We start from the raw sequence: 24996 nt of genomic DNA, 5'->3' as shown, positions 1-24996 counted from the left end.
GTTCTATCGACAGTACGCAATATCGATCAATGTTTAGACCCATGACTCCCGATTTCCAGACTTGAGCAGAGGTTCCTTAGCTCTGGAACAAAATTTTCATGATCTACGACAGTCCCGAGATAAAGCATAGCGAGCCCCCTGTATGTATGTGGGTTCGAGTTGAATATCGGGGTGCCGCAAGTAGCGCAAAAGTTCCGCTTGGTGCGGTCGGTTACTGCATAACTAGTAAGAACCTCGTGCCCAGAGGTGACAGCGAAGTGCTCTTCCTTTACCACGACGTATGAAGAGAGTGGCGCGCCAGTCATGCTTCGACACATCCCGCAATGACAGGCGACTACTTGCAGTGCCCTGTTAGAGACTTTGTACTGGACTTGGCCGCACTTACAACTTCCGAAGGGTTCAATCATGTTTGCCCGTACGTTTGAAAGCATAAAAAGAGGAGGACTGTCCCTCGCGATGTTGCGTATTGTATATTGAATGAATTTGGCGCGTCGACGGCCGGTATTGGCCGTCTGCTGCCGAGCGTAATAGCGATGTCAGGGGCCGCTTACGGGCGCTCAGCAGTCATGACAAATTATTGACGCAAAGATTCGTTTGCAGGGAATTTCGACTTTCTTGGCCATTCAGCAAGGCCTATCTGAAAAGTTAGCCTTTGTTGCCCATTTTAGCGGACAACAAAGGTTATATTCTTTACAAGAAAGGCATTACTAATCAATCGGTTATGTTTTCGTGCCGTTTAAATTTTCTTGTCCGCTGACTTACACGCCCCGGCAATTCGACCGCGAAAAACGAGACTGGCGGCACGGCGAATCAAATGTTCACGAACAGCTAATATGAACGTGCGTTTTCGAAATGAAGGCAAGGCCGGATCGGATCGATGCGGCCTTGCTGGTGCATGACGCTATTTCGCGGCGTAGGCAGACGGGTCGCCGGAATCCGTCGGCTTGGCGATGGCGGCCTTCAGTGCCTCGCTCATCGGGATATTGAGGTTGACTCCCTTGGGGGGAATGGGAGACTGGAACCACTTGTGGTAGATGCGGTTGATGTCACCCGACTTCAGCAGCGCGGTCACGGCGCCGTCGACCACCTTCTTGAAATCCGGATCGTCGCGACGCAGCATGATCCCGTACGGTTCGATCGACAAGGCTTCATCGGTGATCGAGTAATCGGAAGGCGACTTTGAACTGCTGGCCAGTGAAGACAGCAGGACGTCATCCATCGCGAAGGCGACGGCTCGTCCGGTTTCGACCATCAGGAATGCTTCGGCATGATCTTTCGCCGCCTGGATGTTCATGCCGAGGTTGCGTTCGGAATTGAGCGCGGTCAGCTGCTTGATGTTCGATGTGCCGGAAGTCGACACCAGCGTCTTTCCCTTCATGTCATCCAGTGTTTTGATGCCAGATGATTTTTTGGCGAGCAGCCGGTTGGCGGTGACGAAGGTGGTCGGCGCGAACGCGACCTGCTTCTGGCGCTCAAGATTATTGGTGGTCGAGCCGCATTCGAGATCGATCGTGCCGTTGGCCATCAGGGGAATGCGCGTGGCCGAGGTGACCGGGTTCATCTTGACCTGCAGAGATGTCAGCCCGAGATGCTTTTGCACGGCGGTGACTACCTTCATGCAGATATCGACCGAGTAGCCCTGGTACGACTGCTTGTCATCTAGATAGGAAAAGGGAATCGAGGAATCGCGCACGCCAAGAGCGATCACGCCGGTATCCTTGATTTTCTTCAGCGTGCCGCTTTCCTGTGCGTGGGCACCGCCTGCTATGGTCGCCATGCCTGCCATGGTTGCAGTGGCCAGCAGCGCAATCGTCATTGTTTTCAACTTCATGATATCTCCTTGATTTGGCTCTTCATCGTTAAGTTATTCACTGCACCTGCAGAAACACCGCACAAACTTTGAGCAGACCACGCTGTCATGCTTCATTATCTTTAAATACGCATGCGTCATGACGCAAACTGAAACGCGCTCGCATCCAGCGCCGGCTTCTCCCCGCTCAGATGCTGAGCGAGAAGACAGGCGCTGCCGCAGGCAAGCGTCCATCCCAGGCTTCCGTGGCCGACGTTGAGATAAAGCCCCTTTACCGGCGATCGGCCGATGATCGGAAGACCGGTCGGAGTCGCCGGCCGGAAGCCTGTCCATGGCGACAAGGCTGCCGACGCGAAGCGGCCGGCGGTCCGAGGAAAAAGTGCGGCAGTGCTCGACTTGAGCTCGTCGATAGCCCGTGCCGGAATACGTTGGTCCAGGCCAACGAGTTCCACGCGGCCGGCCACGCGCAGGTCATCTCCGATCCGCGCATAGACGACCTTGCGGGAAAAATCGGTAATGGATACTTGCGGCGCTTCGCTTGCTTCGAGACCGGCAACCGGGACCGTGATGCTGTAGCCTTTCAGCGGATACACGGGCAACACAAAGCCGGCCTGCCGGGCGAAATGCGCGCTGCCGGCACCCATTGTCAACACGAATGCGTCCGCTGAAAGCCTTTCACTGCGATTGATCCGGATGGCGTCGAGCTGACCGCTGAGGACCTCTGCTCCGGTGATCGCCGAGCCGCCCTGGAAATGAAATCGCGGATGCTTTCTCAATCGTTCCAGCAAGCCATGGCAAAAGGCCGCACAGTTGCCGACTTCTTCGTCGGCGGTATAGACTCCGCCCGCCCAGTTTTCCTGAGCGGACTGCAGCGCGGGCTCGATCCGCGCACAATCGTCAGCATCCAGGATTTCCTGCCTGCAGCCATGTTGCGACTGAAACTCGACCTGGCGGCGCGCCGCCTCCAGAGATGCCTTTTCTTTGTACATGACCAGCTTGCCAGCGATACGATGCTGGAAATCCAGTGGAGCGGCGGTACGCAGACGGGTCATTTCATCGCGGCTCAGGAAGGCGAGCCGCAGCAGGGATAAGGTAGTTTGCCGCACGCGATCGGCATTGCATGCCTGCAGGAAGCGGGCGAGCCAGGTCCATTGAGCGGCTTCCGGCGTCAGCTTCAGGGTCAGCGGCGAATGGCGGCTGAACAGGTAATGCGGCCATTTGCTCAGGATGGAAGGATCGGCAAGCGGGGCGACATAGGAATAGCTCAGTTGCGCGCCGTTACCGAAGCTTGCGCCAAGTCCCGCGCCATCCAACGCGTCGACGAGGGTGACTTCATGGCCCGAGGCCAGCAGATAGTGGCAGGTGGTGACGCCGACCACGCCGGCGCCCAGTACGCAGATATGCATGAGTATCTTCTTGGCCAGCTCTCAGGATTGCAGCCGCAATAAATGATTCCAGATCCGCTCGACCGCGGGCCTCTTGTTTCCGCGGTCCCGATAGATGCGGATATCCATGACGCCGCACCATGCGGCGGCACCGGGCACCTCGCCCTCGCCCTCGCCCTCGCCGGAAGACTCAATCGCGAGGGTAAGTACGCCATCTTTCACCTCACGTCTTGCCGCGCTTTCCGGCAGCCACGCCACCCCGTGTCCATGCACCGCCATTGTCTTCAGTCCTTCGGCCAGGTCGCCTTCGAAGCGCCGGAACAGATGCACCGGCGCCGGGCCATCGCCCAGGAGCTTGTCCACGATGCGGCCCAGCGAAGCGCTCGACGAATAACTGAGAAAGGGAACCGGCTTGGCGGCGGAGCCCGGTAATACATGCACCGGATTGCCGAATGCGTCGGCCCTTGCATACGGCCTGATGAATTCGTGTCCGAGCTTCAGCCCTTCATAGCGCTGGCTGTCGAGCTCCACCGACTGGAATGCATGGTGGTAGCACATCAGCAGGTCGCAATTGCCGCCGACCAATTCCATCACCGAGTCGTGCACGTTCGTCGCCACCATTCTGACGACCAGCATGCCGACACTGCTTTCGACGCCGCCCAGCCACTGGGGAAAGTACGTCAGGGACAGGGTATGCGGCATCGCGAAGGAAACGACCGACTGCACATCGGCGGCCTGTCCTCTGAGCACCGACCGGGACTGGATCGCCTGTGCCAGCATGTCGCGGGCGTGTACGAGAAATGTTTCTCCGGCAGGCGTCAGGCGCGTGGGGTAAACCGCCCGGTCGAACAGTTCGGCACCGAGCCAGCTTTCCAGCGCCCGGATGCGCCGCGAAAAGGCTGGCTGCGTCATGTTCCGAAGCTTGGCCGCCCGGCTGAAATTCAGGGTTTCGGCAACCGACAGAAAGTCTTCGATCCACTTGGTCTCCATGCGTCCCCTTTTTCATCTGCGCAGCGGCTTTCGGTTGTTAAAACTATACAAAATCGCGCACGCAATGTCGCATGCCATTTTGGCACCGGCCTCAATGGAGTCTTCTGCCGGCGCATGCGTATTTTCCATGAAGCTTTCAATAGATGCGGCGGCGATCCACATCCGTGCAATCCCCGCGGTGCTTTTAATGCATAAGGCAGGCTATGCATGAATCCGCCGCAGCAAGAGATCGGCATAAGCCGCATTTCAACGCGCTTGTCCGCATATGTGTCGACACCTTTACATCGCCCGCATCATTTGATGTCAACGAAATATCTTTTCGTCGATAAGCAAGAATTTTGTTGAATTCTAGCAACATCAATGTACTCTTTTATACGTTGATGTTGGAGCAGATGTCAGGGTCTTTAGTATTCTTGATTTAAATTAATTTAATTCGTGCAAGACCGTAGCGGAAAAGAGAAATAATGAAACTGCAAGACATGAAAATCGGGACGCGCCTGACCCTGGGATTCGGCATTCTGCTGTTGTTGATGCTCGCGCTGTCCGCATTCTCCATCTCCCGGTTGCTGAGCATCGACAACTCGGTGGCACTGGAAGACAAGGTCATCATGGACCGATTGCAGCCGCTGTACCAGGCGCGCGAAGCGCTGGGGCAGACTGGTATCGCGGCGCGCAATTCCTACATCTTCACCAGTCTGGACGATGCCAAGCGCGAGCTCGACATTGTCGACCAGCAGAAAACCATCTTCATGAACGCCCTGAAGTCAGCCACGCCGCATTATGCCGGCGATGCAGACTTCGCGAAGGTGAGCAAGGGGCTGACGCAGATGGCGGAGGAACTGAACCGCCCGCGCAAGTATCGCGAAGCCGATCAAATGCAGGAATTCGGCGAGTTTCTCGTCAAGGAATGCAGTCCGCTGCGCCGGCAGATCGTGGCGGACATGGATGTCGTCATCCGCAACACTGAAAAGGAAATGGCCAATGCCACAGTTGCGGTGCATGGCATCATCAGTTTTTCCCGTACCTTGCTGATCGCTGTCTCGGCAATCGCACTTGCGATCGGCATCGCCCTTGCCTTCTTCCTGGCACGCAGCATCACCGGCCCGCTCACCGACGCTGTCAATTTCGCAAGGCGCGTCACCACGGGCGATCTCACAGGACGCATCGCGGCAACCTCCAGAGACGAAACCGGGCAGCTGATGGTGGCATTGAAGGAGATGAACGAGAACCTTGCGCGGATCGTGACGGAGGTGCGGTCCGGGACGGAACAGATCGCTGCCGGCTCCACCCAGATCGCTTCCGGAAACCAGGACCTGTCCGCGCGCACCGAACAGCAGGCCGCCTCCCTGGGCAAGACAGCATCCTCCATGGAGGAACTCACCTCCACCGTCACGCAAAACGCCGAAAATGCTCAGCAAGCCAATGCGCTCGCCGTGTCAGCAGCGCAGGTGGCGAGCGAAGGCGGCCTCGTCATCGCCCAGGTCGTCGATACCATGGGCGCGATCAATGATTCGTCGAGGAAGGTGGTGGACATCATTTCCGTGATCGACGGCATTGCTTTCCAGACCAATATCCTTGCGCTCAATGCGGCGGTCGAAGCCGCCCGTGCCGGAGAGCAGGGCCGGGGCTTCGCGGTCGTGGCATCGGAAGTCCGCAGCCTGGCGCAGCGCAGCGCGGCGGCGGCCAGGGAAATCAAGTCGCTGATCGACGATTCGGTGGAGAAAGTCGAAAATGGCAGCAAGCTGGTCGACCAGGCCGGCACGACCATGAACAATATCGTCGAGGGCGTCAGGCGGGTGACAGATATCATCGGCGAAATCACCGCGGCCAGCCGGGAACAGACTACGGGAATTCACGAAGTCAATTCGGCCATCGCGCAGATGGACCAGGTGACGCAGCAGAACGCGGCACTGGTCGAGCAGGCGGCGGCCGCCTCGGAGTCCATGCAGGATCAGGCGGCCCAGCTGGCGCAGGTGGTCAGCGTCTTCAAGCTCGATGCCGGCCAGGCGTACCGGACCATGCCTTCCATGTCTGCGGCTGGAATTGGAGCCACCACCACAGGCCTGCCGAGGGTGAAATAGTTGCAGCCGGACCGTCCGGTCCGCTGCGTCATGAAGGGGCAATGCGAAGAAGATGGCATCGATACTTCATGACGAATTCACATCATCAGCAGAACAGGCACAAGAACGCAAAGAATGATGCCCGCCACGACGGGCAATGCATAGCGATTTGAAACCGGGAGCGTGGCGCTCGCCCGTTCTCCCTCATGCTCGGAATACAACTTGGCGTAATACTGGTTGTTCTTCACCCGATACCGATAGTGAGAATAACCCGCGCCAGTCAGAATGGCCGAGGCCAACAAAAACCAGAGTGCCGCCAACATGTGAACTCAGCCCTTGAAAAAGCCTTGGATTTTACCATCACCGCGCTTTCGGCCGGGAGGCAGGGGGATGATGCAGATCGATAAGCGGATCAGGACAGATTGCGGAATGCAGGTCGAGCATCCGCCGGCCCGGAATCGGGATGCGGGCTTCGGAGTTCGGGATTCTGGTCTCAGTCGCGGTCCGGCGCACCCAGAGGAAAGTAGCTCCGGAACGGGCGCGCCTCGTCCACCGCCCGCGCAAACGACGGGCGGGCAAGCAATCGCGCGCGGTACGCTCGCAGCACGGGAAAGGAATCGGCAATCCTGTGCGTCCAGTCCGCATAGAACAGCGAAGGGGCGGACGCGCAGTCCGCAAGCGTGAACTCATCGCCGGCAGCCCACGTCCTTCCGGCGAGGCGCCCTTCGAGCCACGCATAGGCACGCTCCAGTTTGTCTACCGCGAGCGCCAACCCTTCTCTGCGCTTGACCGGATCGCCCGTCAGCGCCCCGTCCACTGCATGCTGGACTGCGTTCATCACATGAAGATCGAAAAAGCGGTCGAAGAACCGCACCTCGAGCGCAGCCATCGGATCGGAGGGCAGCAGGCGTACGGGTCCGGGGTGGGCGAGCTGCAGGTACTCGATGATGATGCTGGTCTCGGCGACGTTGCGCTCGCCATCGACAAGCAGCGGAAATTTGCGCAGGGGCCAGCGCCGCTGCCATTCGTTCCAGTCAGCCGGCATGCCTGGCTCAAGGCAGCGGAATTCGAAGGGAACGCCATTCTCGTAAAGCGCGATGAGCACTTTTTGCGTGTACGACGAAAAAGGGTGACCGTAAATGACGAGTGGCATGCTTGGGAGACGTACGTAAAGTTTGCGATGACGAAAGCGTAGCCGTCTCTGTTGCAGACCGCAAGCATCCCACCATGCCGGCATGGTTCCTCACTTCCCGCCCGGGTCCCTTGCCTCGTTCCGTTTGCCAGTGCATTTCCCGTTTCTGAGTTGAGGTTCCGGCGGCAAGACGTAACTGCACGTACTCATCGCTCCGGTAACACGGTTGTACTTCTCTTCGGCTTCGGTGTACTGCCGCGCAAGTTCCTGGAGTTTGCGCTCGCTGGAGACCGCGGTAGAATAGATAAGATAGGCCTGGGGACCGCCGCAGGCTTTTTCCCCAACCCGGAGAACGCGACACTGGTCGATCCGCCGCGCGGACGCCTCCCCGACTTCCTGTTCCATCGAGCGGCGGATTTCCCGCATTTCGGCCTGCAGTCCGCCGGCAATGGTAGGCGCGCCGTCGGTCCCGGCGAACCCGCACGCCTGCAATCCTCCGCAGGCAAGCAGCATCGCGGCGACTGGTTTTTTCATGATATTCCGGAAAATTCTACCGGTTGCAATTTCGGATCCGATCCGAAACCTTATTGCCCCGTCCCTTATCGGAGTGAAGTATTTTTGGACCATACCCATGAAAGAAATGCGATATCTGCATTGGAAACGCGCCGCCTGGCCTGTTCAGGCTCTTTAGTCTTTTGGGGAGCCTTAGTCTTCTTTAGTCTTCTATGCGGAACCCGGCCTTGAGAATTACCTGGAAATGCGCGACCTTTCCATCAACAATATGTCCTCGTGTCTGAATGACTTCAAACCAGTCCAGATGCTTGACTGACTGAGATGCTTTCTCGATGGCGTTGCGAATGGCTTCGTCCGAACTGTTCGGTGAAGAACCGACAAGTTCAATCAGCTTGTAGGTATGTGCGGACATGGAATCTCCTTGGAAAATCAGCGGCGGTAAGAGAATGCGATCCCAATTCTGACGCATTTGAAGACCGGACAAAGGCGAACAGCAGATAATCAGAGCTAGATCAACTCGGCCGGGAGATGAGGCCTTGATTAAGTCCGTCGGCGGGACGCTGTCATAAGCTGATAGCCAGTGTCATGCTCTCGTTGCAGGCAATGCACGGACGCCGATATTCCCCAAATCCCATTCGCGGCAATAAGCTTGCCCCGCAGGAACAAGGCTTGATGGATACGGCGCTGCAACGCGTCGGCCGCATTCGGAATACGGAATATGGAATACGATTGTGGATTCGCTGCAGTATATCGGGTGGCATGTCTGAACCTTTGATGCAGTGCTGCGCCGGCTGAAGGGATCGGGTCTGCTCGATGAACACCCAAGCCTCTGCGACTAGGTCGCCCGCAGTGAAGCACGGCCGGCCTTCAAACCGGCATTCGAGGCTCAGCTAGCGGTTTTCGCTGGCAAATAGACAGGCCGGCAGCAAGTAGCGGACCAACATTCGGAGATCGCATGACGCCACGTACAGGTAAAAAGCAGCTGACTGGTTTGTTGGCCTGGCTCATTGTCAGCTTTGTCGCCGCGGCCATCGGTGCCGCCGCGTCTGTCCAGGCGGGTCCCTTCTATACCCGTCTGGTCCGTCCCGATTGGTCACCTCCGGCCTACGTCTTCGGACCGGTCTGGACATTCCTCTACGCCCTGATGGGTATCGCCGCCTGGCTGGTGTGGCGGGAGCATGGCTTTCGAGCAGCCAGATACGCACTTGCCCTGTTTCTTCTGCAGCTCGCGCTCAATGCACTGTGGAGCTGGTTGTTCTTCGGCTGGCACCTCGGCGCCTTGGCCTTTGCCGATATCGTGCTGCTGTGGTTGCTGATCGTGGCAACCCTGGTTTCCTTTTGGCGTATCAAGCCATTGGCGGGCTTGCTGCTCGTTCCGTACCTGCTGTGGGTGAGTTTTGCTTCCGCGCTCAACTACTCGGTATGGCAACTCAATCCCGGAATGTTGGGATAGACATCCCCGGTACGTTGACGCGCACTGCGCGGCAATCTGCATATCATCGCCACGCTACCCGGTGAGGCACAATGGCAATGTTCTCCACCTCGGATCCGCGGCGCCCTACTCCGTGATCCTCTGATGCAGCAGCGATCGGATCGCCGCGGCCAGCTGTTCGCGCCGGTAAGGCTTGGCCAGCAGATGGATGTCGGCGCCGAGCACGCCGGCGTCTCCCAATGCATTTTCCGTATAGCCCGAAGTGAAGAGAACGGCAATGTCCGGCACCGCTTTCCTTGCGCGCTTCGCCAGTTCGATGCCCCGTATCCGCCCCGGCATGATGACATCGGCAAATAGAAGATCGATGCCGGGAAGCGTCTGCAGGAGCCGGATCGCTTCCTCGCCGTCGCTCGCCTGATGAACCTGATAGCCGAGTTCCTTGAGCAATGCAACGGCAGCGGCGCGCACATTCGCATCGTCTTCGGCAACCAGGATGGTTTCGGTCCCGGAAACACACGCGGTTTCGTTGCAGCGCGATTCGATCGGCATGGCTTCCTGCAGGCTGCGCGGCAGCCAGATCCGCACATCGGTTCCGCGGCCGGCCTCGCTGTGCAGTTCGATGTGTCCGCCGCTCTGCTTGACGAAACCGTAGGCCATGCTCAGACCAAGGCCCGTGCCTTCACCGGCCGGCTTCGTAGAGAAGAACGGTTCGAACGCGCGCTCCCTTACGTCGGCCGTCATGCCGCTTCCGGTATCGGACACCACGAGAAGCACGTAATCGCCTTGCGCCATGCCAGCGGGGCTAGCCGGATCATCGGCCGCGAGCGATACGTTGTCGATACCGATCGCGATGCTGCCCTGGCCCTGCATCGCATCGCGCGCATTCAGCACAAGGTTGAGAATGACGTTCTCCAGTTGCGAAGGATCGAGGCAGGCATTCCACGCCACCTCGGGCCACCGCGTGCTGATGCGGACATTCTCGCCGACCGCGCGCTGCAGCAGATCGGCCATGCCGGCAATGATGAGCCGCAGGTCGATGATTGCCGGCTTGAGCGACTGCCGCCGGGCGAAGGACAAAAGCTGCGACGACAGCTTCGCGCCGCGGTCGACGGCATCGAGGGCCGATGCGATGCGGCGCTGCAGGGGCTCATTGTCATCGATGAGGTTTTGAAGCAGCTGCAGGTTGCCAGCGATGATCTGCAGCACGTTGTTGAAATCGTGGGCGACGCCGCCCGTCAGCTTGCCGACCGCTTCGAGTTTCTGCGCATGCTGGAGCGCCCGCCTGGCTTCTTCCAGTGACCGTGAACGCTCGACTTCCTGCCGCTGGGCGGCTTTTCGCTGGGAGATATCCCGGATGAAAGCGCTGACCGCATATTGCTGGCCATGCAGGCAGCCCGCAACCGCCATCTCGATGGGAATCCTTTCGCTGTTGCGGTTCAAGGCTTCCAGCTCCACCACGCTGCTGAACGCGCCGGTTTGTCCGCTTGCCGCAAAGCGTGCAAAGCCGGCGCGGTGCGCGGCGCGCAATTCCTCCGGAACAATGAGCGCGCCCATTTCCTTGCCGAGGACTTCGGAACGCGTCCATCCGAACATGCGCTCGGCCTTGGTATTCCAGTCGGTGATGCGTTCCTGGGGATCGACGGCAATGAAGGCATCGTGGGAATTTTCAATAATGATCCTCATCCGCTGCTGTTCGGCGGAGAGGCGGTCATGCGACTCGCGCAACGCCTGCTCCTGCTGCTGCCGGCGCCGGTAAGCGCTCAACAAGAAGGCGGCTGACATCAGCCATAACACCGACAGCACCGCACCGCTGCCCAGGTACACGTTGCGCTGCTGGCGATAGGACGCGAAAAGCGCTTCCTTCGACAAGCCGACGAACACGAGCAAGGGTTCCTTGGCCGTCCGGCGCCATGCGTAGAGCCGGTCGATATTGTCCATGCCTAGGTTGCCCTCGAACAGGCCGGAGGATCCGGAGCCCAGGTCCGGCAGCGTTCGCCTGTCGATGGGCGCGCCGAATGCCGCGCCCGTCGCGGGCCAGCGGGCCAGTAGTTCGCCCGCCTGCCGGAGGACCAGAATCTCGGTGTCTTCACCCAGCTTGATGGTTCTGGACAGGGAGGAAAAATGTTCCGGGGCAACGGAAAGCACGATGACGCCCTTGAAGGTGCCGTTTTCGTCAAGGATGGGTCGGGTGAACTGGATTGTCCAGCGCTTCGACACCCGGCCAAGCAGCGGCTTGCTAATGAATAAGTCGTCTCTCTGCGCGCGAGAATGCACGAGGAAATGCTCGCGGTCGCTGAACACGCTGCCCTTGGCACCCGGGTCGGCGCTGGAAAAAAGCAATACGCCTTGGGCATCGAGCACAGCGACCTGAAAACCGACGTTCGTCTCCAGGTATTGTTGCCTGCGGCGTACGACTCCCGAGAAGCCGGCCGCATCCTCTTCCCATTTTTCTCTCAGCTCGATCAGCGCATAGTCGATGGCATTCATCGAAGAATTGACCTGCTCGCTGAACACATGCGCCAGGCTTCCGGCCTGCTGGCGGTAATTGGCGTCGGTGATCGCCCACAAGCGTTGCAGGTCATAGGCGATGAATCCCCACATGACCGGCATGATGCTTAGCAGAAGAATAACGAAGGGAACAGGATAGGAAATTCGGAAGAAATTGGATGCCATACGTAGCCAGCACATGATGCCGGGACCTGCATATCGTCCATCGGTTCAGCTTGATCGGACTAGAAAGGACGCGGAATGAAAAAGCAAAGCGTGGTTCGACCGGATTACGCTTTCTGCGTTCCTTATCATCGTCATCGCGCCGAATTGCAAGCCGGGGTGCAGGATTAGGCACTGGCAGGCAAGGCCGTTGGCGGCGGGGTGCGACAAATGCGGCTGTAGGCATTATTCGACTGGAATGCCAATGTTTCCAAGATTAAATTTTTCATCCTCGGCCTTGGGAATTGCGCCCAGTGCGCTGCGTGGAGAGTAAGTGGACCAGGGCCTGGGACGAAGAGAATTTCCGACACGCATTCTGTAAAAGCCGCACGAGTTACAATTGCATACCTATAACAGAAACATCCGATGCGTTTCCGAAGCCAACTCCTCCTGCTGGTTCTATCCGTACTCATTCCCGCCTTCCTGGCATCGGCATGGGGCGTATGGTACGTCTACAGCGACGAGCAGAAAAGCCAGGAAAAAAATTTGCTTGAGACGGCCCGCAGTTTTGCGACTGTCGTCGACAACGACCTGAGAATCCGGGAAGCGACCCTGCGCACGCTTGCCAACTCGACGGTGCTTGAGCAAGGCGATATCCGGGAGTTCTATCAATTCGCCAAATCGATGGCGCCTACGCCGGAATCAACCATCATCCTCAGGCACGCGTCCGGCAGGCAGCTGATGAACACCCGGCGGCCTTACGGCGAAGTCCTTCCTTTAAAGAGCGCATCCAATCTTGCAGAACTGAGAAGTGCGTCCAGTCCGACCGATACGGTCGTCTCGGACCTGTTTGCATCGCAAGTGGCAAAACGGCTTGATTTCGCGATCCAGGTTCCGGTCAAACACAACGTCCATTCCAACCGCTACCTGGAAATGGGTGTCAATGTATCCGAATTGCAGTCCATTCTGATGCGGCAGCGCTTTCCATCGAACTGGATCACGACCATCGTGGACAGGAGGGGCGTCGTCCTTGCACGGTCTCACGATCCCGAGCAATTTGTCGGCAAGACAATCAGCAAGAGAACGCAGCAGATTCTGTCCTCATCGCGCAACGGCATCTATTACAGCGTCACGTTGGATGAGATACCGGTCAAGGCATACTACAGCCGCGTGCCAATCTCGGAATGGAACGTGCTGATCAGCATTCCGGAGTCGGAGGTGCGCCAGACCGCCGTTGAAGCGGCCTCCATTCTTGCGGCATCCTCGATTTTTCTTCTTGCGATAGCGGTCGTTGCCGCAAGCTGGCTCGCAAGCCGGGCCATCAGGACGATTGAGGACCTTGGCGCGGCGGCCGAGCGCATGGCGGGAAACGAGGAGGTTGTTTATAAGCCGCAGGGCATCCAGGAACTTGACGCGGTAGCGCGCCGCATGTCCGATGCCAGTGCCCGGATACGGCAGGCTACCCAGGAACTGGAACTGCGGGTTGCGGAAGCTTCCATCAAGGCGGAACGGGCTGAACGAGCCCTGCAGCAAAGCCAGAAACTCGAGGCATTGGGACGCCTGACCGGCGGCATTGCGCATGAATTCAACAACGTCCTGCAAACCATCTCCAGCGCGGTGCAATTGGCGAAGCTCGTGCCGAAGCCGGAACATGTGGTGCCTCTCATGGAGACTTGCATCAAGGCCGTGGACCGCGCGACAGCCTTGACCAGCCAGCTGAGTGCGTTCGGCAGGGCACAGGAGGCAAAACTGTCGACTGTCCTGCTGAACCAGCAGATCGAAGAGTTCAAGGGATTGGTCTCCGGAATCCTGCCCAGCAACATTGACTTCAAAATCCGCTTCTCCGAAGTATCGTGGCCGGTGACGGTGGATACGCTTCAGTTTGAACTGGCGTTCCTGAATATCGTGATCAATGCGCGTGATGCGATGCCCAACGGTGGAACACTGAGTGTTGAAACATGCAACCGGCACTTGAACGAGCCTTACCAGGGGCTTCCGGCCGGAGATTATGTTTGCATTCAGATTACTGACACCGGATCGGGAATGTCCGCCGAGGTGATGGCAAAAGCGTTCGAGCCGTTCTTCACGACCAAGCCGGTTGGCAAGGGAACGGGACTCGGCTTGGCGCAGGCCTACGGTTTCGCTCGCCAGTCGCACGGCGCACTTGCGCTTCACAGCGTCGAAGGGCAAGGAACGATGGTGGAATTCTATTTGCCCAGAGCGGCTGGCCAGCCCATGCAGGCCCATCACGCACGGGAAAACGATGAGCGGATGTCCACCCCTGCCGGCACGCTGCTTTTCGTCGAAGACGACCCGCTGGTCAGGGAGACCATGGTTCGCGCACTCACCAATGCAGGGATGGACGTCATTGCGGCGGCCAATGCGGACGAGGCATTGGATATCCTTGAATCAGGCGTGAAAGTGCATAGCGTTCTTTCGGACGTCATGATGCCGGGAAAGATCAATGGTGTTGGCCTGGCCAAAGCCATCCTGGCGAAATCGAATGCCATCCGCATCATTCTGGCTTCCGGCTACAGCGACACCCGGGTGGACCTTCCGGAAGTCAGAGTCATCGCGAAGCCTTACCGTTTGAACGACGTTCTCAGCATGCTTGGAGAGAAGTGAGACGGCAGCAGGCTTGCATGGAGTGACCGGGAAGGAGCCATGCAGCGGCCGCAATCTCCGCCGCAACCTTTGACTCCCGGGTTTGTTTCAGCCGCGCCGTGCCGCTTCGATCGCGGCGATGTCGATTTTCGTCATGGTCATCATGGCGTCGAACGCGCGCTTGGCGGCAGCAGGATCGGGATCGGTTATCGCAGCGGTAAGGGCACGCGGGGTGATCTGCCATGACAAGCCCCAGCGATCCTTGCACCAGCCGCACGCGCTTTCCTGTCCGCCGTTGCCGACAATGGCGTTCCACAAGCGGTCGGTTTCGGCCTGGTCATCCGTCGCGATTTGAAAAGAGAATGCTTCGTTGTGCCTGAAATGCGGGCCGCCGTTCAGCCCGAGACAGGGAATGCCGGCCACGGTGAATTCGACCGTGAGCACGTCACCCTGTTTGCCGGAAGGATAGTCGCCAGGTGCGCGATGAATGGCGCTGACAGCGCTGTCGGGAAAAGTCTGGGCATAGAAGTTTGCGGCATCGACAGCGGTGCCGTCGTACCACAGGCAGATCGTGTTCTTGCTGGTCATTTCATGGCTCCTTCAGGGTTGAAGAATGGTGCACTTGGCCGTCGCAGCCGTCGCAGCCGTCTTAGCCGTTACGGCAATTGCTGCAGTTCACGTTACGCGGCTTGGAGGGAAAAAGCGAGGCTAATGCGTTTGACGTCATCCGTCAACGTAGCATCCTCGACCTGTTCGTCAAGATGGCGGCATTGATCGATGCAGGAGAGCTGACGCATGCAAGACGCATCTTTTATAAGCTGCGGCCGGCAATCGACGCACTCTTCGCGGAGCCCAATCCCGGAGCATTGAAAGCGGCTGCAGCGGTCACCAAGCAGGCCAGGGCATTGTCGGATCTGATGTTTGATTAGTTCCCGCTATGGATCCGGCCCGGAAATATGTGGGGCCGGATCCCTTCACCACAGCAGTTCGGCGCCATTGCCGTTGACACGATCCGTCGTCCGCTTGTCCGCGAATGCATCGAGCATGAAGTCGACCATTGCCCGGGTCTTCGCCTGCAGATGGCTCTTGGTGGGAAACAGAAGGTAGATGTCGGCCGGCGGCGCAGCCCAGTCGGTGAGCAGCAGGCGAAGGCGCCCGGAACGCAGGTAGGGAGCCGCATCCCACTCGGAGCGAAGCACGATGCCGTGTCCATCGAGCGCCCAGGCCAGCGCGGCTTCTCCGTCATTCGTGCTGAGCGGCCCTCTTACCTTGACGGTCTCGAGTTTCGTACCCGAGCGAAAATGCCAGCTCCCGTAAATTTCATCGCTTTCGCGCAATACGATGCAACTGTGATTGTGCAGGTCGCGCGGCGAACTCGGCACGCCCCGTGCCGCGATATAGGCGGGAGACGCGCACAGGAAGCGACGATTGCTTGCCAGCTTGCGCGCGGTGATCCGGGCATCCGGCTGTTCGCCGAAACGAATGGCAAGGTCGAATGCCTGTTCCACCAGGTTGACCGGGCGGTCGCTCAGATGCATCTGCACTTCAACTTCGGGGTATTGCAATACGAACCGGGACAGCTCGGGAGTCACGTATTTGCGGCCGAACCCCAGGGTGGCATTGATTCTCAGCAAGCCCTGTGGAACGACGCTGCCGCCGGAGATTTTCCGCTCAAGCGCGTCGAGTTCGGCAACAAGCCGCTCGCCTTCCGCCAGATAGGTTTCGCCTTCCGCCGTGAGGCTCATTCGCCGCGTCGTGCGGTTGAGCAGGCGGACCCGCAAGCGCGCTTCAATCGAAGCCAGGCGCTTGCTGACCGCGGGTGGAGTAATTCCCAGTTCCTGCGCCGCCGCGGCAAGGGTGCCGCGCCTGACCAGCAATGCGAAAAATGACAAATCGGAGAGCCCATCCATTATTAACCTATACGACCGAATGAAGTTCTGGAAGGTGCATTATACGGCTGACGTTTTTGAATATGATGTTTCTACCGATAGCACCGGGCATCGCCCGCACCCGTAGTTCCATTCAGACAATCGGAGGAGACCATGAACCTTAAACTTTCACTGCTCGCGGCAGCTATCCTTGCATCGAGCGTTGCCCGTGCAGACAATTATCCATCCCGGCCGATACGGCTTGTCGTACCTTACGCCCCCGGCGGTAGCGCGGACATCGTCGCCCGCCGCATTTCGGATGAATGGGCCAAGGCGGCCGGCGGCTCTATCTATGTGGAAAACAAGGCTGGCGCGGGCGGCAATCTTGGCGTCGACACCGTTGCCAAGGCCGCGGCGGACGGCTACACGATCGGCCTGCAAACCGTCTCGCTGGCAATCAACCCCGCGCTGTTCGCAAAAATGCCCTACGACACGCTCAAGGACTTGGCGCCGATCGGCATGATTGCGGCATCCCAGCATGTACTCGTGGTGAATCCCAAATTCCCGGCCAAGGATACAAAAGAACTTCTGGCTACCGCCAAGGCCAATCCCGGCAAGTACAACTACGGCTCGGCGGGACCCGGAAGCACATTCCATATGGCTGCTGAACTGTTCAAGGATGTCACCAAGGTGGACATCATGCATATTCCATACAAAGGCGGCGGCCCTGCCCTGGTTGATACCATGGCGGGCATGGTGGACATGAGTTTCCCCGTCTTATCCGCAGCGGTTCCTCATCTCCAGAGCGGCAAACTGCGCGCCATCGGAGTGACCGGACCGAAACGCTCCGCCTTGTTGCCGAACGTGCCGACCCTGCAGGAATCCGGCGCCACCGGCTACAACTTCGAAACCTGGTTCATGGTGTTCGCGCCGGCGAATACGCCCAGGCCGGTCATCGACAAGCTCAATGCCGCGCTCAACAAGGCAATCGCCTCGCCGGAGCTAAAGGACAAGCTGATCAAGGACGGTTTCGACCCGATTCCTTCGACCCCGGCGCAAGCGCAGGCGCGGCTCGCACAGGAGCTCCCTGCGTGGAACAAGCTGATCAAGGAACGCGGCATCAGTGCCGAATAATCCCTACTACAACTCCAAATGAGCAAAACCCTTTACAGAAAGCTGGTGGACTCGCACACGGTCGTGCAACTGGACGAAGACAATGTCCTGCTGTATGCCGACCTGCACCTGATGAACGAGTACACCAGTCCGCAAGCCTTCGCCGGGCTGGACGAACGCGGATTGAAAACCTTGTATCCGGGACAGAACGTGGCCACCGTCAGCCACATCATTCCGACCCACCCGGACAGGTTTCGCATCATCAAGAACGCGGACTCCGCGCTTCAGGCAAGCAACCTCAAGCGCAACTGCGACAGGCACGGCATTCCCCTGTTCGACACCAACGACCATTGGCAGGGCATCGAGCATGTCATCGCACCCGAGCATGGCATGATCAGGCCGGGCATGGTCGTCATCTGCGGTGACAGCCACACCACCACCTACGGCGCCTTGGGCGCTCTCGGCTTCGGCATCGGCACCACGGAAGTCGAGCACCTGCTGGCGACGCAGACACTGGTGTACCGGCTGGCAAAGGACATGCGGATTCGCATCGACGGCAAGCTCCCGGCCGGGACAACGGCAAAGGACCTGGTGCTCATGGTGATCGCACGGATCGGCGCACAGGGCGCGCGCGGCTACGTCGTCGAATTCTGCGGGTCCGCGATTGCATCGCTTAGCACCGAGGCGCGCTTCACGCTCTGCAATATGGCCGTGGAGGCGGGAGCCCGGGGTGCGCTGATCGCGCCGGACGACACAACGCTGCAGTATGTGCTGGCCCATTGCCCGGACCTTGCGAACGACGAACGGCTGCGCGACAGCGCATTCTCCCAATGGCGCGGCCTGAAGAGCGATCCGGAAGCAAGCTTCGACGCCGAGCATCGCTTCGACGCATCCAGCCTGGTTCCAACGGTTACCTGGGGCACCAGCCCGGATCAGGCGGTGGCCATAACGGACCTGGTTCCAGCGGCCCGGGATGCTTCGGATGCCAGGGCATTGCAGTACACGAAGATGACGAGCGGCATGCCGATCGAAGGCATCGAAATCCAGCATGTGTTCATCGGTTCCTGCACGAACGGCCGCATCGAGGACTTGCGCGCCGTCGTCGACGTAATCGCCGGCCGCACGGTGGCCCCCGGAGTGCGGGCGATGGTGGTTCCCGGTTCGGGGGCCGTCAGGGATCAGGCGGAACAGGAGGGACTCGCTGCAAAACTCGTGGCGGCCGGATTCGAATGGCGCAAGCCCGGCTGCTCCATGTGTCTTGCCATGAATGACGACGTGCTTGCGCCGGGCGTACGCTGCGCCTCCACCACGAACCGGAATTTCGAGGGCCGCCAGGGCCGGGGTGCCATCACCCACCTGATGAGCCCCGCAATGGCCGCCGCCGCCGCGGTCACCGGAAAAATCACCGACGTCAGAAAGCTTTTGGAAAATTCGGCACATCATGGATAAGAACACCATCATCGAGGGAATCGCGGCGCCGCTTCCCATCGCCAACCTGGACACCGACCAGATCATGCCCAAGCAATTCCTGCGCGGCATCGACAAGGCGGGACTGGACCGCGGCGTGCTTTACGACCTGCGCTTCGACGAACACGGGTCCCCGCGCAAGGATTTCATCCTCAACCAGCCCGCATATGCGCGCGCGCCCGTCATCCTGGGCGGCGCGAACTTCGGATGCGGTTCCAGCCGGGAACACGCGGTCTGGGGACTGCAACAGTTTGGAGTGCGCGCTATCATCGCGTCGAGCTTCGGCGAAATTTTTTATTCAAATGCGATGAACAACGGCCTGCTGCTGGCCACGGTTTCGGAAGACGACCTGCGGCGCCTCCTTGAGGAAGCATCCTCTTCCGCGTCGCCGATGCAGGTGCGCATCGACGTCGAGAATCTCCAGCTTTCCAGCGCGACGGTCAGGGCCGGCTTCTCGCTGAGCGGCCGCCATCGGCAGATGTTCATGAACGGGCTCGACATGCTTGGCGCGTCGCTGCTGCACCTGCCGGCCATCAAGGCGTTCGCAAGCCGGTGGCAGGAAGCCAATCCCTGGTTGAAGGACGTGGCATCTGCCGCGCGTGCCAGGATTGATCGCCTGCCAGAGGTACACTAGGACGGACCTTCGAAGCTCCGACTAAAGGTTCGAAGCGCTAAATTGTCCAACCTTCATTTATTGTCATCACGAAGCAACCATGGCAAGCAACCAGCTCTTTCCCGGATTTCGTTCGGTGGACATAGAGGTTTCGTCCGAAGTGAAAATACATGCGGTCATCGGCGGGGACGGTCCCCCGCTGCTGCTGCTGCACGGCCATCCGCAGACACATGCCATCTGGCACCGCGTCGCGCCGGCCCTGGGCAAGCATTTCACCATCGTTGCATGCGATCTGCGCGGCTATGGAGATTCTTCGAAGCCCGCGGGAGAGAGCGGGCACGCCAATTACAGCAAGCGCGCCATGGCCGGAGACATGCTGCACGTCATGCAGTCGCTGGGCTTTGCGCAATTTCACGTGATGGCCCACGACCGGGGTGCGCGCGTCGCCCACCGGCTGGCGGCAGACCACCCCGACGCCGTGCGGCGGATGGTGCTGCTGGACATCGCCCCGACCCTGGCCATGTACTCGAAAACCACGGAGGCGTTTGCCCGCGCCTACTGGCACTGGTTCTTTCTGATCCAGCCCGCCCCGCTTCCCGAACGGCTGATCGAGGCCGATCCCGCGGCATATATCCGGGACGTGATGGGACGCAGGAGCGCAGGATTGGCGCCGTTCGATCCGCGCGCATTGCAGGAATACACGCGCTGCCTCTCGCTTCCCGGGGCTGCCCAAGGATTGTGCGAAGATTACCGGGCCTCCGCCGGAGTCGATCTTGAACATGACCGGGCTGACATTGACCAGGGCCGCAGGCTCCAAATGCCGCTGCTCGTTCTGTGGGGACAGCAGGGCGTGGTTCATCGCTGCTTCGAACCCTTGCAGGAATGGCGCAACGTCGCCGCCGATGTCAGCGGCGAAGCGCTTCCCTGCGGCCACTACATTCCCGAGGAGGCGCCTGAACTGCTGATTGCGCGCGCCTTGCCATTCCTGACGGATCAGAATTAACCCGGATCAGCGCAGCAGATAGCCGAGCACCAGCTCGGTCATGTGCGACAGCCGTTCCGCCTCGGCTTTCGGCTGCCTGAGATCTCGCCCGAATACCGCGGACAGGGTGTGCCGGTTGGACAGGTAGAAGAAGGACAGGCCGGCAATCGAGATATACAGCTGGAGCGGGTCGACCCCGGCCCGGAACAGTCCTTCGGCGCGGCCGCGTTCGAGCACACGGTGCAGGGTGTCGATTAGCGGTGAGTTCAATTCGCGGATCCGCTGCGATTTCTTCAGGTGGGAAGCCTGGTGCAGGTTTTCGCTGTTGAGCAGCGTGATGAATTCGGGATGCTGAATATAGTAATGCCACGTGAAGGACACCAGACGCCTGATCGCCTCGACCGGATCGACTTCATCCAGTTGCAGGCCATGCTCGGCAGAACGGATGTTTTCATACGCGCGCTCGAGCACCGCCTGGAACAGGGCTTCCTTGTTGCCGAAATAATAGTAAAGCAGGCGCTTGTTCAGCCCGGCGCGCGCCGCGATCGCATCAATGCGCGCGCCGCCCAGGCCGAGCGTGGAAAATTCCTCGGTTGCCGCTTCGATAATGGCCTGGCGGGTGCGCACCGGATTGCGCCCGGTGACGGCCGCGGTATCCGGCGGCGTCTCCTTCGGTGCGTCCTCCGCCATGCCGGCGCTGGTTTCCTTGTCTGTCATTGCGTGGTTCCGATCCTCAATTGCAGTCATTATCCCTGTATAAGGACTGTCCTAACAATGCCTTGCATCCGACGGCAAGAAACCGTTCAGCGGGAAACGTTTTTGGATGAAGCCGCGCAGGATGCTTCAAACCGCGCTGCGATGACGCGCGATGCAAGTATCGAGCACTTCGCCGCCGTCGCGCTTCCACCAGGTTTCCGAGGAAAAAATTTCCACTTCGCTGTAGCCAGCAAATCCCGCCTGCTCCACCCAGCCGCGTATGCGGGGAATGTCGATGACGCCGTCGCCCATCATGCCGCGGTCGTTGAGCAGGTCGCGGGTGGGCAGCAGCCAGTCGCAGACATGGAAGGCGAGCAATCTTTCCCTGCCTGCGCGGCGGATCTGCTCTTCGAGCTTGGGATCCCACCATACGTGATACACGTCCACGGCGACGCCGAGCGCGCCCGAACGCTGCGGATCTAGCTGGTCGCACAGGTCGAGCGCCTGCTCCATGGTATTGACGCAGGCCCGGTCGCCGGCATACATCGGATGCAGGGGTTCGATTGCCAGCGGCATGCCAACCTGGCGGGCATATTCCAACGTAGCCGCGATGCCGTCCCGCACGTCATTGCGCGCGGCGGCGATATCCTTGTGCTCGGCCTTGCCCTGGAGCGCACCGGGCAGCCCGCCGACCACCAACACCAGGCAGGCGGCATCGAGGGTCTTGGCCTCGTCCACCGCCCGCCGGTTGTCATCCAGCGCAAGACGGCGCCCTTCCGGCGTCGATGCGGGAAACATGCCGCCGCGGCAGTAGCCCGACAGTTTCATGCCCGTGCTGCGCACCTGCGCAGCGATGCGATCGAGGCCGACCGCGGCGACTTGGTCTCGCCAGGGCGAGATGGCAGTGATGCCGCGCCGCGCGCATTCGTCGATGATGGCATCGAGCTTCCATTGCGCGCGCACGGTTGCCGTATTGATCGAGAGCCAGCGATGATCCTGGGAAAAGTCGCGCATGTCAGCCCTCGATTCCATGCAGCGCCAGCAAGTGCTTCATGCGCCGCGCCGCCAGTTCGGGCTGCTCGATGAGGCCGGCCGCATCGGCCAGGCGGAACAGTTCGGCGAAATGCGGCAGCGAGCGGGTGCTTTGCTGGCCGCCCACCATCGTGAAATGATCCTGATGGCCGTTAATCCATGCCATGAACACCACGCCGGTCTTGTAGAAGCGGGTGGGCGACTTGAAGATATGGCGTGACAGGGGCACCGTGGGCGCAAGAATCTCATGGAAACGGTTCAGATTCCCTTGCGCCAGCGCGGCCAGAGCGGCACTGGCCGCCGGCGCGATCGCATCGAAGATGCCGAGCAGCGCATCGCTCTGCTGGTGATTCGGCTGCGCGCCTTCGCCGTCTCCGGCGATCAGCTCCGCATAGTTGAAATCGTCGCCGGTGTACATGCGCACGCCCGCGGGCAGGCGCCGGCGCATCGCGATTTCCTTGTCCTTGTCCAGCAGCGAAATCTTGATGCCGTCCACCTTGTCCGCATTGGCTGCAATGATGCCGAGCGCGGTGTCCATCGCGCGGTCCAGGTCGGTCGTGCCCCAGTACCCGGCAAGCGCGGGATCGAACATGTCGCCCAGCCAGTGCAGGACCACCGGCTGCTTCGCCTGCTGCAGCAGCCGGCCGTAGACTTTTTCGTAGTCCTCCGGTCCGCTTGCCACCCGCACCAGCGCGCGGCTGGCCATCAGGATGAGTTTGCCGCCCAGCTTTTCGATGGCGGCCATCTGCTCCTCGTAGGCGCGGATGACGTCGTCGACGCTGCGCGCGGCATCCGGCGTCAGGTGATCGGTGCCGCAGCCGGACGCGACCAGCGCGCCGGGAAAATCACGTGCCGCATCCAGCGAGCGGCGGATGAGTTCCAGCGAGGTATTCCAGTCCAGGCCCATGCCGCGCTGCGCGGTATCCATCGCCTCGGCCACGCCCAGTCCCATGGACCAGAGGCGGCGGCGGTAAGCGATGGTGGCATCCCAATCGATCGCGGCTTCCAGCCAGGGATCGACTGGCGCAAGCGGATTGGCGACCACGTGGGCTGCGGAATAGGCGATGCGGTTGAATGCCGGCTTGGCAGGGGGCTCGACGGGCGTCCGCTGGCTCAGCGCGTAGCGTTGCAGGCGTCCGTCTTCAAGAGGCAGTTGCAGGGTCAGGCTCATGTTGGTCCTTGAATGGAGTGTAAATTCAGCCCGTCAAAGATTGCTGATGGTTTCTGAAGTTTGCAGATGGGTTGCTATGGTTGCCGATGATTGTGGAGCGCCAGGCGGTCCAGACGTTCTCTGCTGCTCCCTCTCCTTCAAGGAGAGTGTTGGGGTGAGGATGGGTCTCAGCTGCTGCATTGCGTGCCGATAAAACCCATCCCCCACCCGACCTCCCCCTTGAAGGGGGAGGAGCTTTTTAACTAGCTGTAAAAACGATAGTCACCTGTTCGCATACCGTCACCAATAATGCCTTTCAAATCTCAAACCGGCAGCGGCGCCACATCGACCCAGCGCCGCTCTTTCCAGCTCTGCAAGGCATTCTCGACGAGCTGCACGCCCTTGGCGCCTTCCGGCAGCGTATAGCGGTAGGGAGCGTCTTCAGCCACATGGCGGATGAACTGTTCCCACTGTACCTTGAAGCCGTTGTCGTAGACCTGGGTATCGGGCACGTCCTGCCATTGCTCGGTGAATGCCATGGTCTGTTTCTGGTCGGGATTCCACACCGGGCGCGGCGTGTTCACGCGTGACTGCGAGCGGCATTCGGTCAGCGTGGCGACTGCGGAACCATGGGTGCCGTCGACATGGAAAGTGACCAGGTCGTCGCGCTTGACGCGGGTGGCCCATGAACTGTTGACCTGTGCGATGACGGGTTCGCCGTTGTGCCCCTTCAGTTCCAGCGTGGCATAAGCGGCATCGTCGGCGGTTGCCTCGTAGGGCTTGCCGCTCTCGTCCCAGCGCTTCGGGATATGCGTGGCGCCCAGACAGGACACCGACTTTACTTCGCCGAACAGGTTGTCGAGCACATAACGCCAGTGGCACATCATGTCGAGGATCATGCCGCCGCCGTCTTCCTTGCGGTAGTTCCAGGACGGCCGCTGTATCGGCTGCAGGTCGCCTTCGAATACCCAGTAGCCGAACTCGATGCGCACCGCCAGCATGCGGCCGAAGAAGCCGGATTGGCGCAGCATGTCGAGCTTGCGCAGGCCGGGCAGGAACAGCTTGTCCTGCACCGCGCCGTGCTTGAGGCCCGAGCTTTGCGCGAGCCGGCAGATTTCGACCGCTTCGTTGAGATTGGTTGCGATCGGCTTTTCGCAATAGACATGCTTGCCTGCGCGGATGGCCTGCGCCAGCAGGGTCGGACGCATCTGCGTGGTGCCGGCGTCGAAAAAGATGCTGTCTTCCTTGCTGGCCATTGCTTCGTCCAGGTTGGTGCCCCAGCGGGCAATGTTGTGGGCCTTCGCCAGCGCCTCGATCTTGTCCGCGTTGCGTCCGATCAGGATGGGATCTGGCATCACCCTGTCGCCGTTGGACAGGACCACGCCGCCCTGGTTGCGGATGGCGACGATGGAACGGATGAGATGCTGGTTCATGCCCATGCGTCCCGTGACGCCGTGCATGATGAGTCCTAGTCTTTGCGTTGTCATGGCTTGATTCCTT

At 59.9% G+C, this 24996-nt stretch carries 24 protein-coding genes; 8 read left to right on the top strand and 16 right to left on the bottom strand.

Annotated elements, in window-relative coordinates:
- Positions 1-26: 26 nt before the first annotated feature.
- The 5 genes from RY831_RS33225 to RY831_RS12330 form a co-directional block, all read right to left on the bottom strand.
- Complete coding sequence (locus tag RY831_RS33225) at positions 27-407, bottom strand: GFA family protein (RefSeq protein WP_367576088.1); 381 nt, start codon at positions 405-407, stop codon at positions 27-29.
- A gap of 494 nt (positions 408-901) precedes the next feature.
- Positions 902-1786 carry a transporter substrate-binding domain-containing protein gene (locus tag RY831_RS12345; protein ID WP_326506652.1) on the bottom strand — a complete coding sequence of 295 codons (885 nt, stop codon included), beginning with the start codon at positions 1784-1786 and terminating at the stop codon, positions 902-904.
- 161 nt (positions 1787-1947) lie between these two features.
- Entirely contained in the window at positions 1948-3216 is a 1269-nt protein-coding gene (locus RY831_RS12340) for a D-amino acid dehydrogenase (RefSeq protein WP_326506644.1), read from the bottom strand.
- A gap of 21 nt (positions 3217-3237) precedes the next feature.
- Complete coding sequence (locus RY831_RS12335; RefSeq protein WP_326506643.1) at positions 3238-4185, bottom strand: LysR family transcriptional regulator; 948 nt, start codon at positions 4183-4185, stop codon at positions 3238-3240.
- A gap of 12 nt (positions 4186-4197) precedes the next feature.
- Positions 4198-4347, bottom strand: coding sequence for a hypothetical protein (locus tag RY831_RS12330; protein ID WP_326506642.1), 150 nt, complete (start codon positions 4345-4347; stop codon positions 4198-4200).
- A 302-nt stretch (positions 4348-4649) separates the two neighbouring features.
- Here RY831_RS12330 and RY831_RS12325 point away from each other — a divergent pair, with 302 nt between their 5' ends.
- A complete protein-coding gene (locus tag RY831_RS12325) occupies positions 4650-6266 on the top strand; it encodes a methyl-accepting chemotaxis protein (protein ID WP_326506641.1) in 1617 nt (538 codons plus the stop codon).
- A 77-nt stretch (positions 6267-6343) separates the two neighbouring features.
- On the opposite strand, the gene RY831_RS12320 is transcribed toward RY831_RS12325, so the two are convergent.
- The 4 genes from RY831_RS12320 to RY831_RS12305 form a co-directional block, all read right to left on the bottom strand.
- Positions 6344-6568 (bottom strand): hypothetical protein, encoded by a 225-nt coding sequence (locus tag RY831_RS12320; RefSeq protein ID WP_326506640.1) that lies wholly within the window; start codon positions 6566-6568, stop codon positions 6344-6346.
- A gap of 170 nt (positions 6569-6738) precedes the next feature.
- Positions 6739-7398 carry a glutathione S-transferase family protein gene (locus RY831_RS12315; protein ID WP_326506639.1) on the bottom strand — a complete coding sequence of 220 codons (660 nt, stop codon included), beginning with the start codon at positions 7396-7398 and terminating at the stop codon, positions 6739-6741.
- Positions 7399-7488: 90 nt separating this feature from the next.
- Entirely contained in the window at positions 7489-7911 is a 423-nt protein-coding gene (locus RY831_RS12310; RefSeq protein ID WP_326506638.1) for a hypothetical protein, read from the bottom strand.
- Between the two features lie 181 nt (positions 7912-8092).
- Positions 8093-8302, bottom strand: coding sequence for a dodecin (locus RY831_RS12305; protein ID WP_326506637.1), 210 nt, complete (start codon positions 8300-8302; stop codon positions 8093-8095).
- Between the two features lie 543 nt (positions 8303-8845).
- On the opposite strand from RY831_RS12305, the gene RY831_RS12300 reads away from it, so the two are divergent.
- Positions 8846-9343, top strand: coding sequence for a TspO/MBR family protein (locus tag RY831_RS12300; RefSeq protein WP_326506636.1), 498 nt, complete (start codon positions 8846-8848; stop codon positions 9341-9343).
- A 105-nt stretch (positions 9344-9448) separates the two neighbouring features.
- Here RY831_RS12300 and RY831_RS12295 read toward each other — a convergent pair whose 3' ends face one another.
- Positions 9449-11995, bottom strand: coding sequence for an ATP-binding protein (locus tag RY831_RS12295; RefSeq protein ID WP_326506635.1), 2547 nt, complete (start codon positions 11993-11995; stop codon positions 9449-9451).
- 402 nt (positions 11996-12397) lie between these two features.
- Between RY831_RS12295 and RY831_RS12290 the strand changes: the two genes are divergently transcribed.
- On the top strand, positions 12398-14596 hold the full coding sequence (locus RY831_RS12290) for a hybrid sensor histidine kinase/response regulator (protein WP_326506634.1): 2199 nt from the start codon (positions 12398-12400) through the stop codon (positions 14594-14596).
- An 87-nt stretch (positions 14597-14683) separates the two neighbouring features.
- Here the strand turns inward: RY831_RS12290 and RY831_RS12285 are convergent, their stop codons facing one another.
- The gene (locus RY831_RS12285) at positions 14684-15163 is read right to left on the bottom strand and encodes a VOC family protein (RefSeq protein ID WP_326506633.1); all 480 of its coding nucleotides are present in this window, start codon (positions 15161-15163) and stop codon (positions 14684-14686) included.
- A 101-nt stretch (positions 15164-15264) separates the two neighbouring features.
- On the opposite strand from RY831_RS12285, the gene RY831_RS12280 reads away from it, so the two are divergent.
- Entirely contained in the window at positions 15265-15504 is a 240-nt protein-coding gene (locus RY831_RS12280) for a hypothetical protein (protein ID WP_326506632.1), read from the top strand.
- Between the two features lie 45 nt (positions 15505-15549).
- Here RY831_RS12280 and RY831_RS12275 read toward each other — a convergent pair whose 3' ends face one another.
- Positions 15550-16485 carry a LysR family transcriptional regulator gene (locus tag RY831_RS12275; RefSeq protein WP_326506631.1) on the bottom strand — a complete coding sequence of 312 codons (936 nt, stop codon included), beginning with the start codon at positions 16483-16485 and terminating at the stop codon, positions 15550-15552.
- A 132-nt stretch (positions 16486-16617) separates the two neighbouring features.
- Here RY831_RS12275 and RY831_RS12270 point away from each other — a divergent pair, with 132 nt between their 5' ends.
- From RY831_RS12270 to RY831_RS12255, 4 genes are all read left to right on the top strand, one after another.
- Positions 16618-17577: a tripartite tricarboxylate transporter substrate binding protein gene (locus RY831_RS12270; RefSeq protein ID WP_326506630.1), complete on the top strand. Its 960-nt coding sequence runs from the start codon at positions 16618-16620 to the stop codon at positions 17575-17577.
- 18 nt (positions 17578-17595) lie between these two features.
- Positions 17596-19005: a 3-isopropylmalate dehydratase large subunit gene (gene leuC / locus RY831_RS12265; RefSeq protein ID WP_326506629.1), complete on the top strand. Its 1410-nt coding sequence runs from the start codon at positions 17596-17598 to the stop codon at positions 19003-19005.
- Positions 18998-19657, top strand: coding sequence for a 3-isopropylmalate dehydratase small subunit (leuD, locus tag RY831_RS12260; protein ID WP_326506628.1), 660 nt, complete (start codon positions 18998-19000; stop codon positions 19655-19657). Before leuC ends, leuD begins: the two co-directional genes overlap by 8 nt.
- A 79-nt stretch (positions 19658-19736) precedes the next feature.
- Positions 19737-20639 carry an alpha/beta fold hydrolase gene (locus tag RY831_RS12255; RefSeq protein ID WP_326506627.1) on the top strand — a complete coding sequence of 301 codons (903 nt, stop codon included), beginning with the start codon at positions 19737-19739 and terminating at the stop codon, positions 20637-20639.
- Between the two features lie 6 nt (positions 20640-20645).
- On the opposite strand, the gene RY831_RS12250 is transcribed toward RY831_RS12255, so the two are convergent.
- From RY831_RS12250 to RY831_RS12235, 4 genes are all read right to left on the bottom strand, one after another.
- Positions 20646-21335 carry a TetR/AcrR family transcriptional regulator gene (locus RY831_RS12250; protein WP_437126259.1) on the bottom strand — a complete coding sequence of 230 codons (690 nt, stop codon included), beginning with the start codon at positions 21333-21335 and terminating at the stop codon, positions 20646-20648.
- 126 nt (positions 21336-21461) lie between these two features.
- The gene (locus RY831_RS12245) at positions 21462-22328 is read right to left on the bottom strand and encodes a sugar phosphate isomerase/epimerase family protein (RefSeq protein WP_326506626.1); all 867 of its coding nucleotides are present in this window, start codon (positions 22326-22328) and stop codon (positions 21462-21464) included.
- Position 22329: 1 nt separating this feature from the next.
- Positions 22330-23517, bottom strand: coding sequence for a dihydrodipicolinate synthase family protein (locus RY831_RS12240; protein ID WP_326506625.1), 1188 nt, complete (start codon positions 23515-23517; stop codon positions 22330-22332).
- Positions 23518-23819: 302 nt separating this feature from the next.
- Positions 23820-24983: a Gfo/Idh/MocA family protein gene (locus tag RY831_RS12235; protein ID WP_326506624.1), complete on the bottom strand. Its 1164-nt coding sequence runs from the start codon at positions 24981-24983 to the stop codon at positions 23820-23822.
- Between the last annotated feature and the right edge of the window lie 13 nt (positions 24984-24996).

Source organism: Noviherbaspirillum album (genome assembly GCF_035916955.1).
In the GTDB taxonomy this organism is placed as follows: domain Bacteria; phylum Pseudomonadota; class Gammaproteobacteria; order Burkholderiales; family Burkholderiaceae_D; genus Noviherbaspirillum; species Noviherbaspirillum album.
Note: the sequence above shows the minus strand (reverse complement) of the source record. Positions and strands in the feature narration are given on the sequence as shown.

Excerpts from the sequence above, each read along its gene's own strand:
- RY831_RS33225 (WP_367576088.1), bottom strand. The coding sequence starts at position 407 with ATGATTGAACCCTTCGGAAGTTGTAAGTGCGGCCAAGTCCAGTACAAA.
- RY831_RS12345 (WP_326506652.1), bottom strand. The coding sequence starts at position 1,786 with ATGGCAGGCATGGCGACCATAGCAGGCGGTGCCCACGCACAGGAAAGC.
- RY831_RS12340 (WP_326506644.1), bottom strand. The coding sequence starts at position 3,216 with ATGCATATCTGCGTACTGGGCGCCGGCGTGGTCGGCGTCACCACCTGC.
- RY831_RS12335 (WP_326506643.1), bottom strand. The coding sequence starts at position 4,185 with ATGGAGACCAAGTGGATCGAAGACTTTCTGTCGGTTGCCGAAACCCTG.
- RY831_RS12330 (WP_326506642.1), bottom strand. The coding sequence starts at position 4,347 with ATGTGGATCGCCGCCGCATCTATTGAAAGCTTCATGGAAAATACGCAT.
- RY831_RS12325 (WP_326506641.1), top strand. The coding sequence starts at position 4,650 with ATGAAACTGCAAGACATGAAAATCGGGACGCGCCTGACCCTGGGATTC.
- RY831_RS12320 (WP_326506640.1), bottom strand. The coding sequence starts at position 6,568 with ATGTTGGCGGCACTCTGGTTTTTGTTGGCCTCGGCCATTCTGACTGGC.
- RY831_RS12315 (WP_326506639.1), bottom strand. The coding sequence starts at position 7,398 with ATGCCACTCGTCATTTACGGTCACCCTTTTTCGTCGTACACGCAAAAA.
- RY831_RS12310 (WP_326506638.1), bottom strand. The coding sequence starts at position 7,911 with ATGAAAAAACCAGTCGCCGCGATGCTGCTTGCCTGCGGAGGATTGCAG.
- RY831_RS12305 (WP_326506637.1), bottom strand. The coding sequence starts at position 8,302 with ATGTCCGCACATACCTACAAGCTGATTGAACTTGTCGGTTCTTCACCG.
- RY831_RS12300 (WP_326506636.1), top strand. The coding sequence starts at position 8,846 with ATGACGCCACGTACAGGTAAAAAGCAGCTGACTGGTTTGTTGGCCTGG.
- RY831_RS12295 (WP_326506635.1), bottom strand. The coding sequence starts at position 11,995 with ATGGCATCCAATTTCTTCCGAATTTCCTATCCTGTTCCCTTCGTTATT.
- RY831_RS12290 (WP_326506634.1), top strand. The coding sequence starts at position 12,398 with ATGCGTTTCCGAAGCCAACTCCTCCTGCTGGTTCTATCCGTACTCATT.
- RY831_RS12285 (WP_326506633.1), bottom strand. The coding sequence starts at position 15,163 with ATGACCAGCAAGAACACGATCTGCCTGTGGTACGACGGCACCGCTGTC.
- RY831_RS12275 (WP_326506631.1), bottom strand. The coding sequence starts at position 16,485 with ATGGATGGGCTCTCCGATTTGTCATTTTTCGCATTGCTGGTCAGGCGC.
- RY831_RS12270 (WP_326506630.1), top strand. The coding sequence starts at position 16,618 with ATGAACCTTAAACTTTCACTGCTCGCGGCAGCTATCCTTGCATCGAGC.
- leuC (WP_326506629.1), top strand. The coding sequence starts at position 17,596 with ATGAGCAAAACCCTTTACAGAAAGCTGGTGGACTCGCACACGGTCGTG.
- leuD (WP_326506628.1), top strand. The coding sequence starts at position 18,998 with ATGGATAAGAACACCATCATCGAGGGAATCGCGGCGCCGCTTCCCATC.
- RY831_RS12255 (WP_326506627.1), top strand. The coding sequence starts at position 19,737 with ATGGCAAGCAACCAGCTCTTTCCCGGATTTCGTTCGGTGGACATAGAG.
- RY831_RS12250 (WP_437126259.1), bottom strand. The coding sequence starts at position 21,335 with ATGACAGACAAGGAAACCAGCGCCGGCATGGCGGAGGACGCACCGAAG.
- RY831_RS12245 (WP_326506626.1), bottom strand. The coding sequence starts at position 22,328 with ATGCGCGACTTTTCCCAGGATCATCGCTGGCTCTCGATCAATACGGCA.
- RY831_RS12240 (WP_326506625.1), bottom strand. The coding sequence starts at position 23,517 with ATGAGCCTGACCCTGCAACTGCCTCTTGAAGACGGACGCCTGCAACGC.
- RY831_RS12235 (WP_326506624.1), bottom strand. The coding sequence starts at position 24,983 with ATGACAACGCAAAGACTAGGACTCATCATGCACGGCGTCACGGGACGC.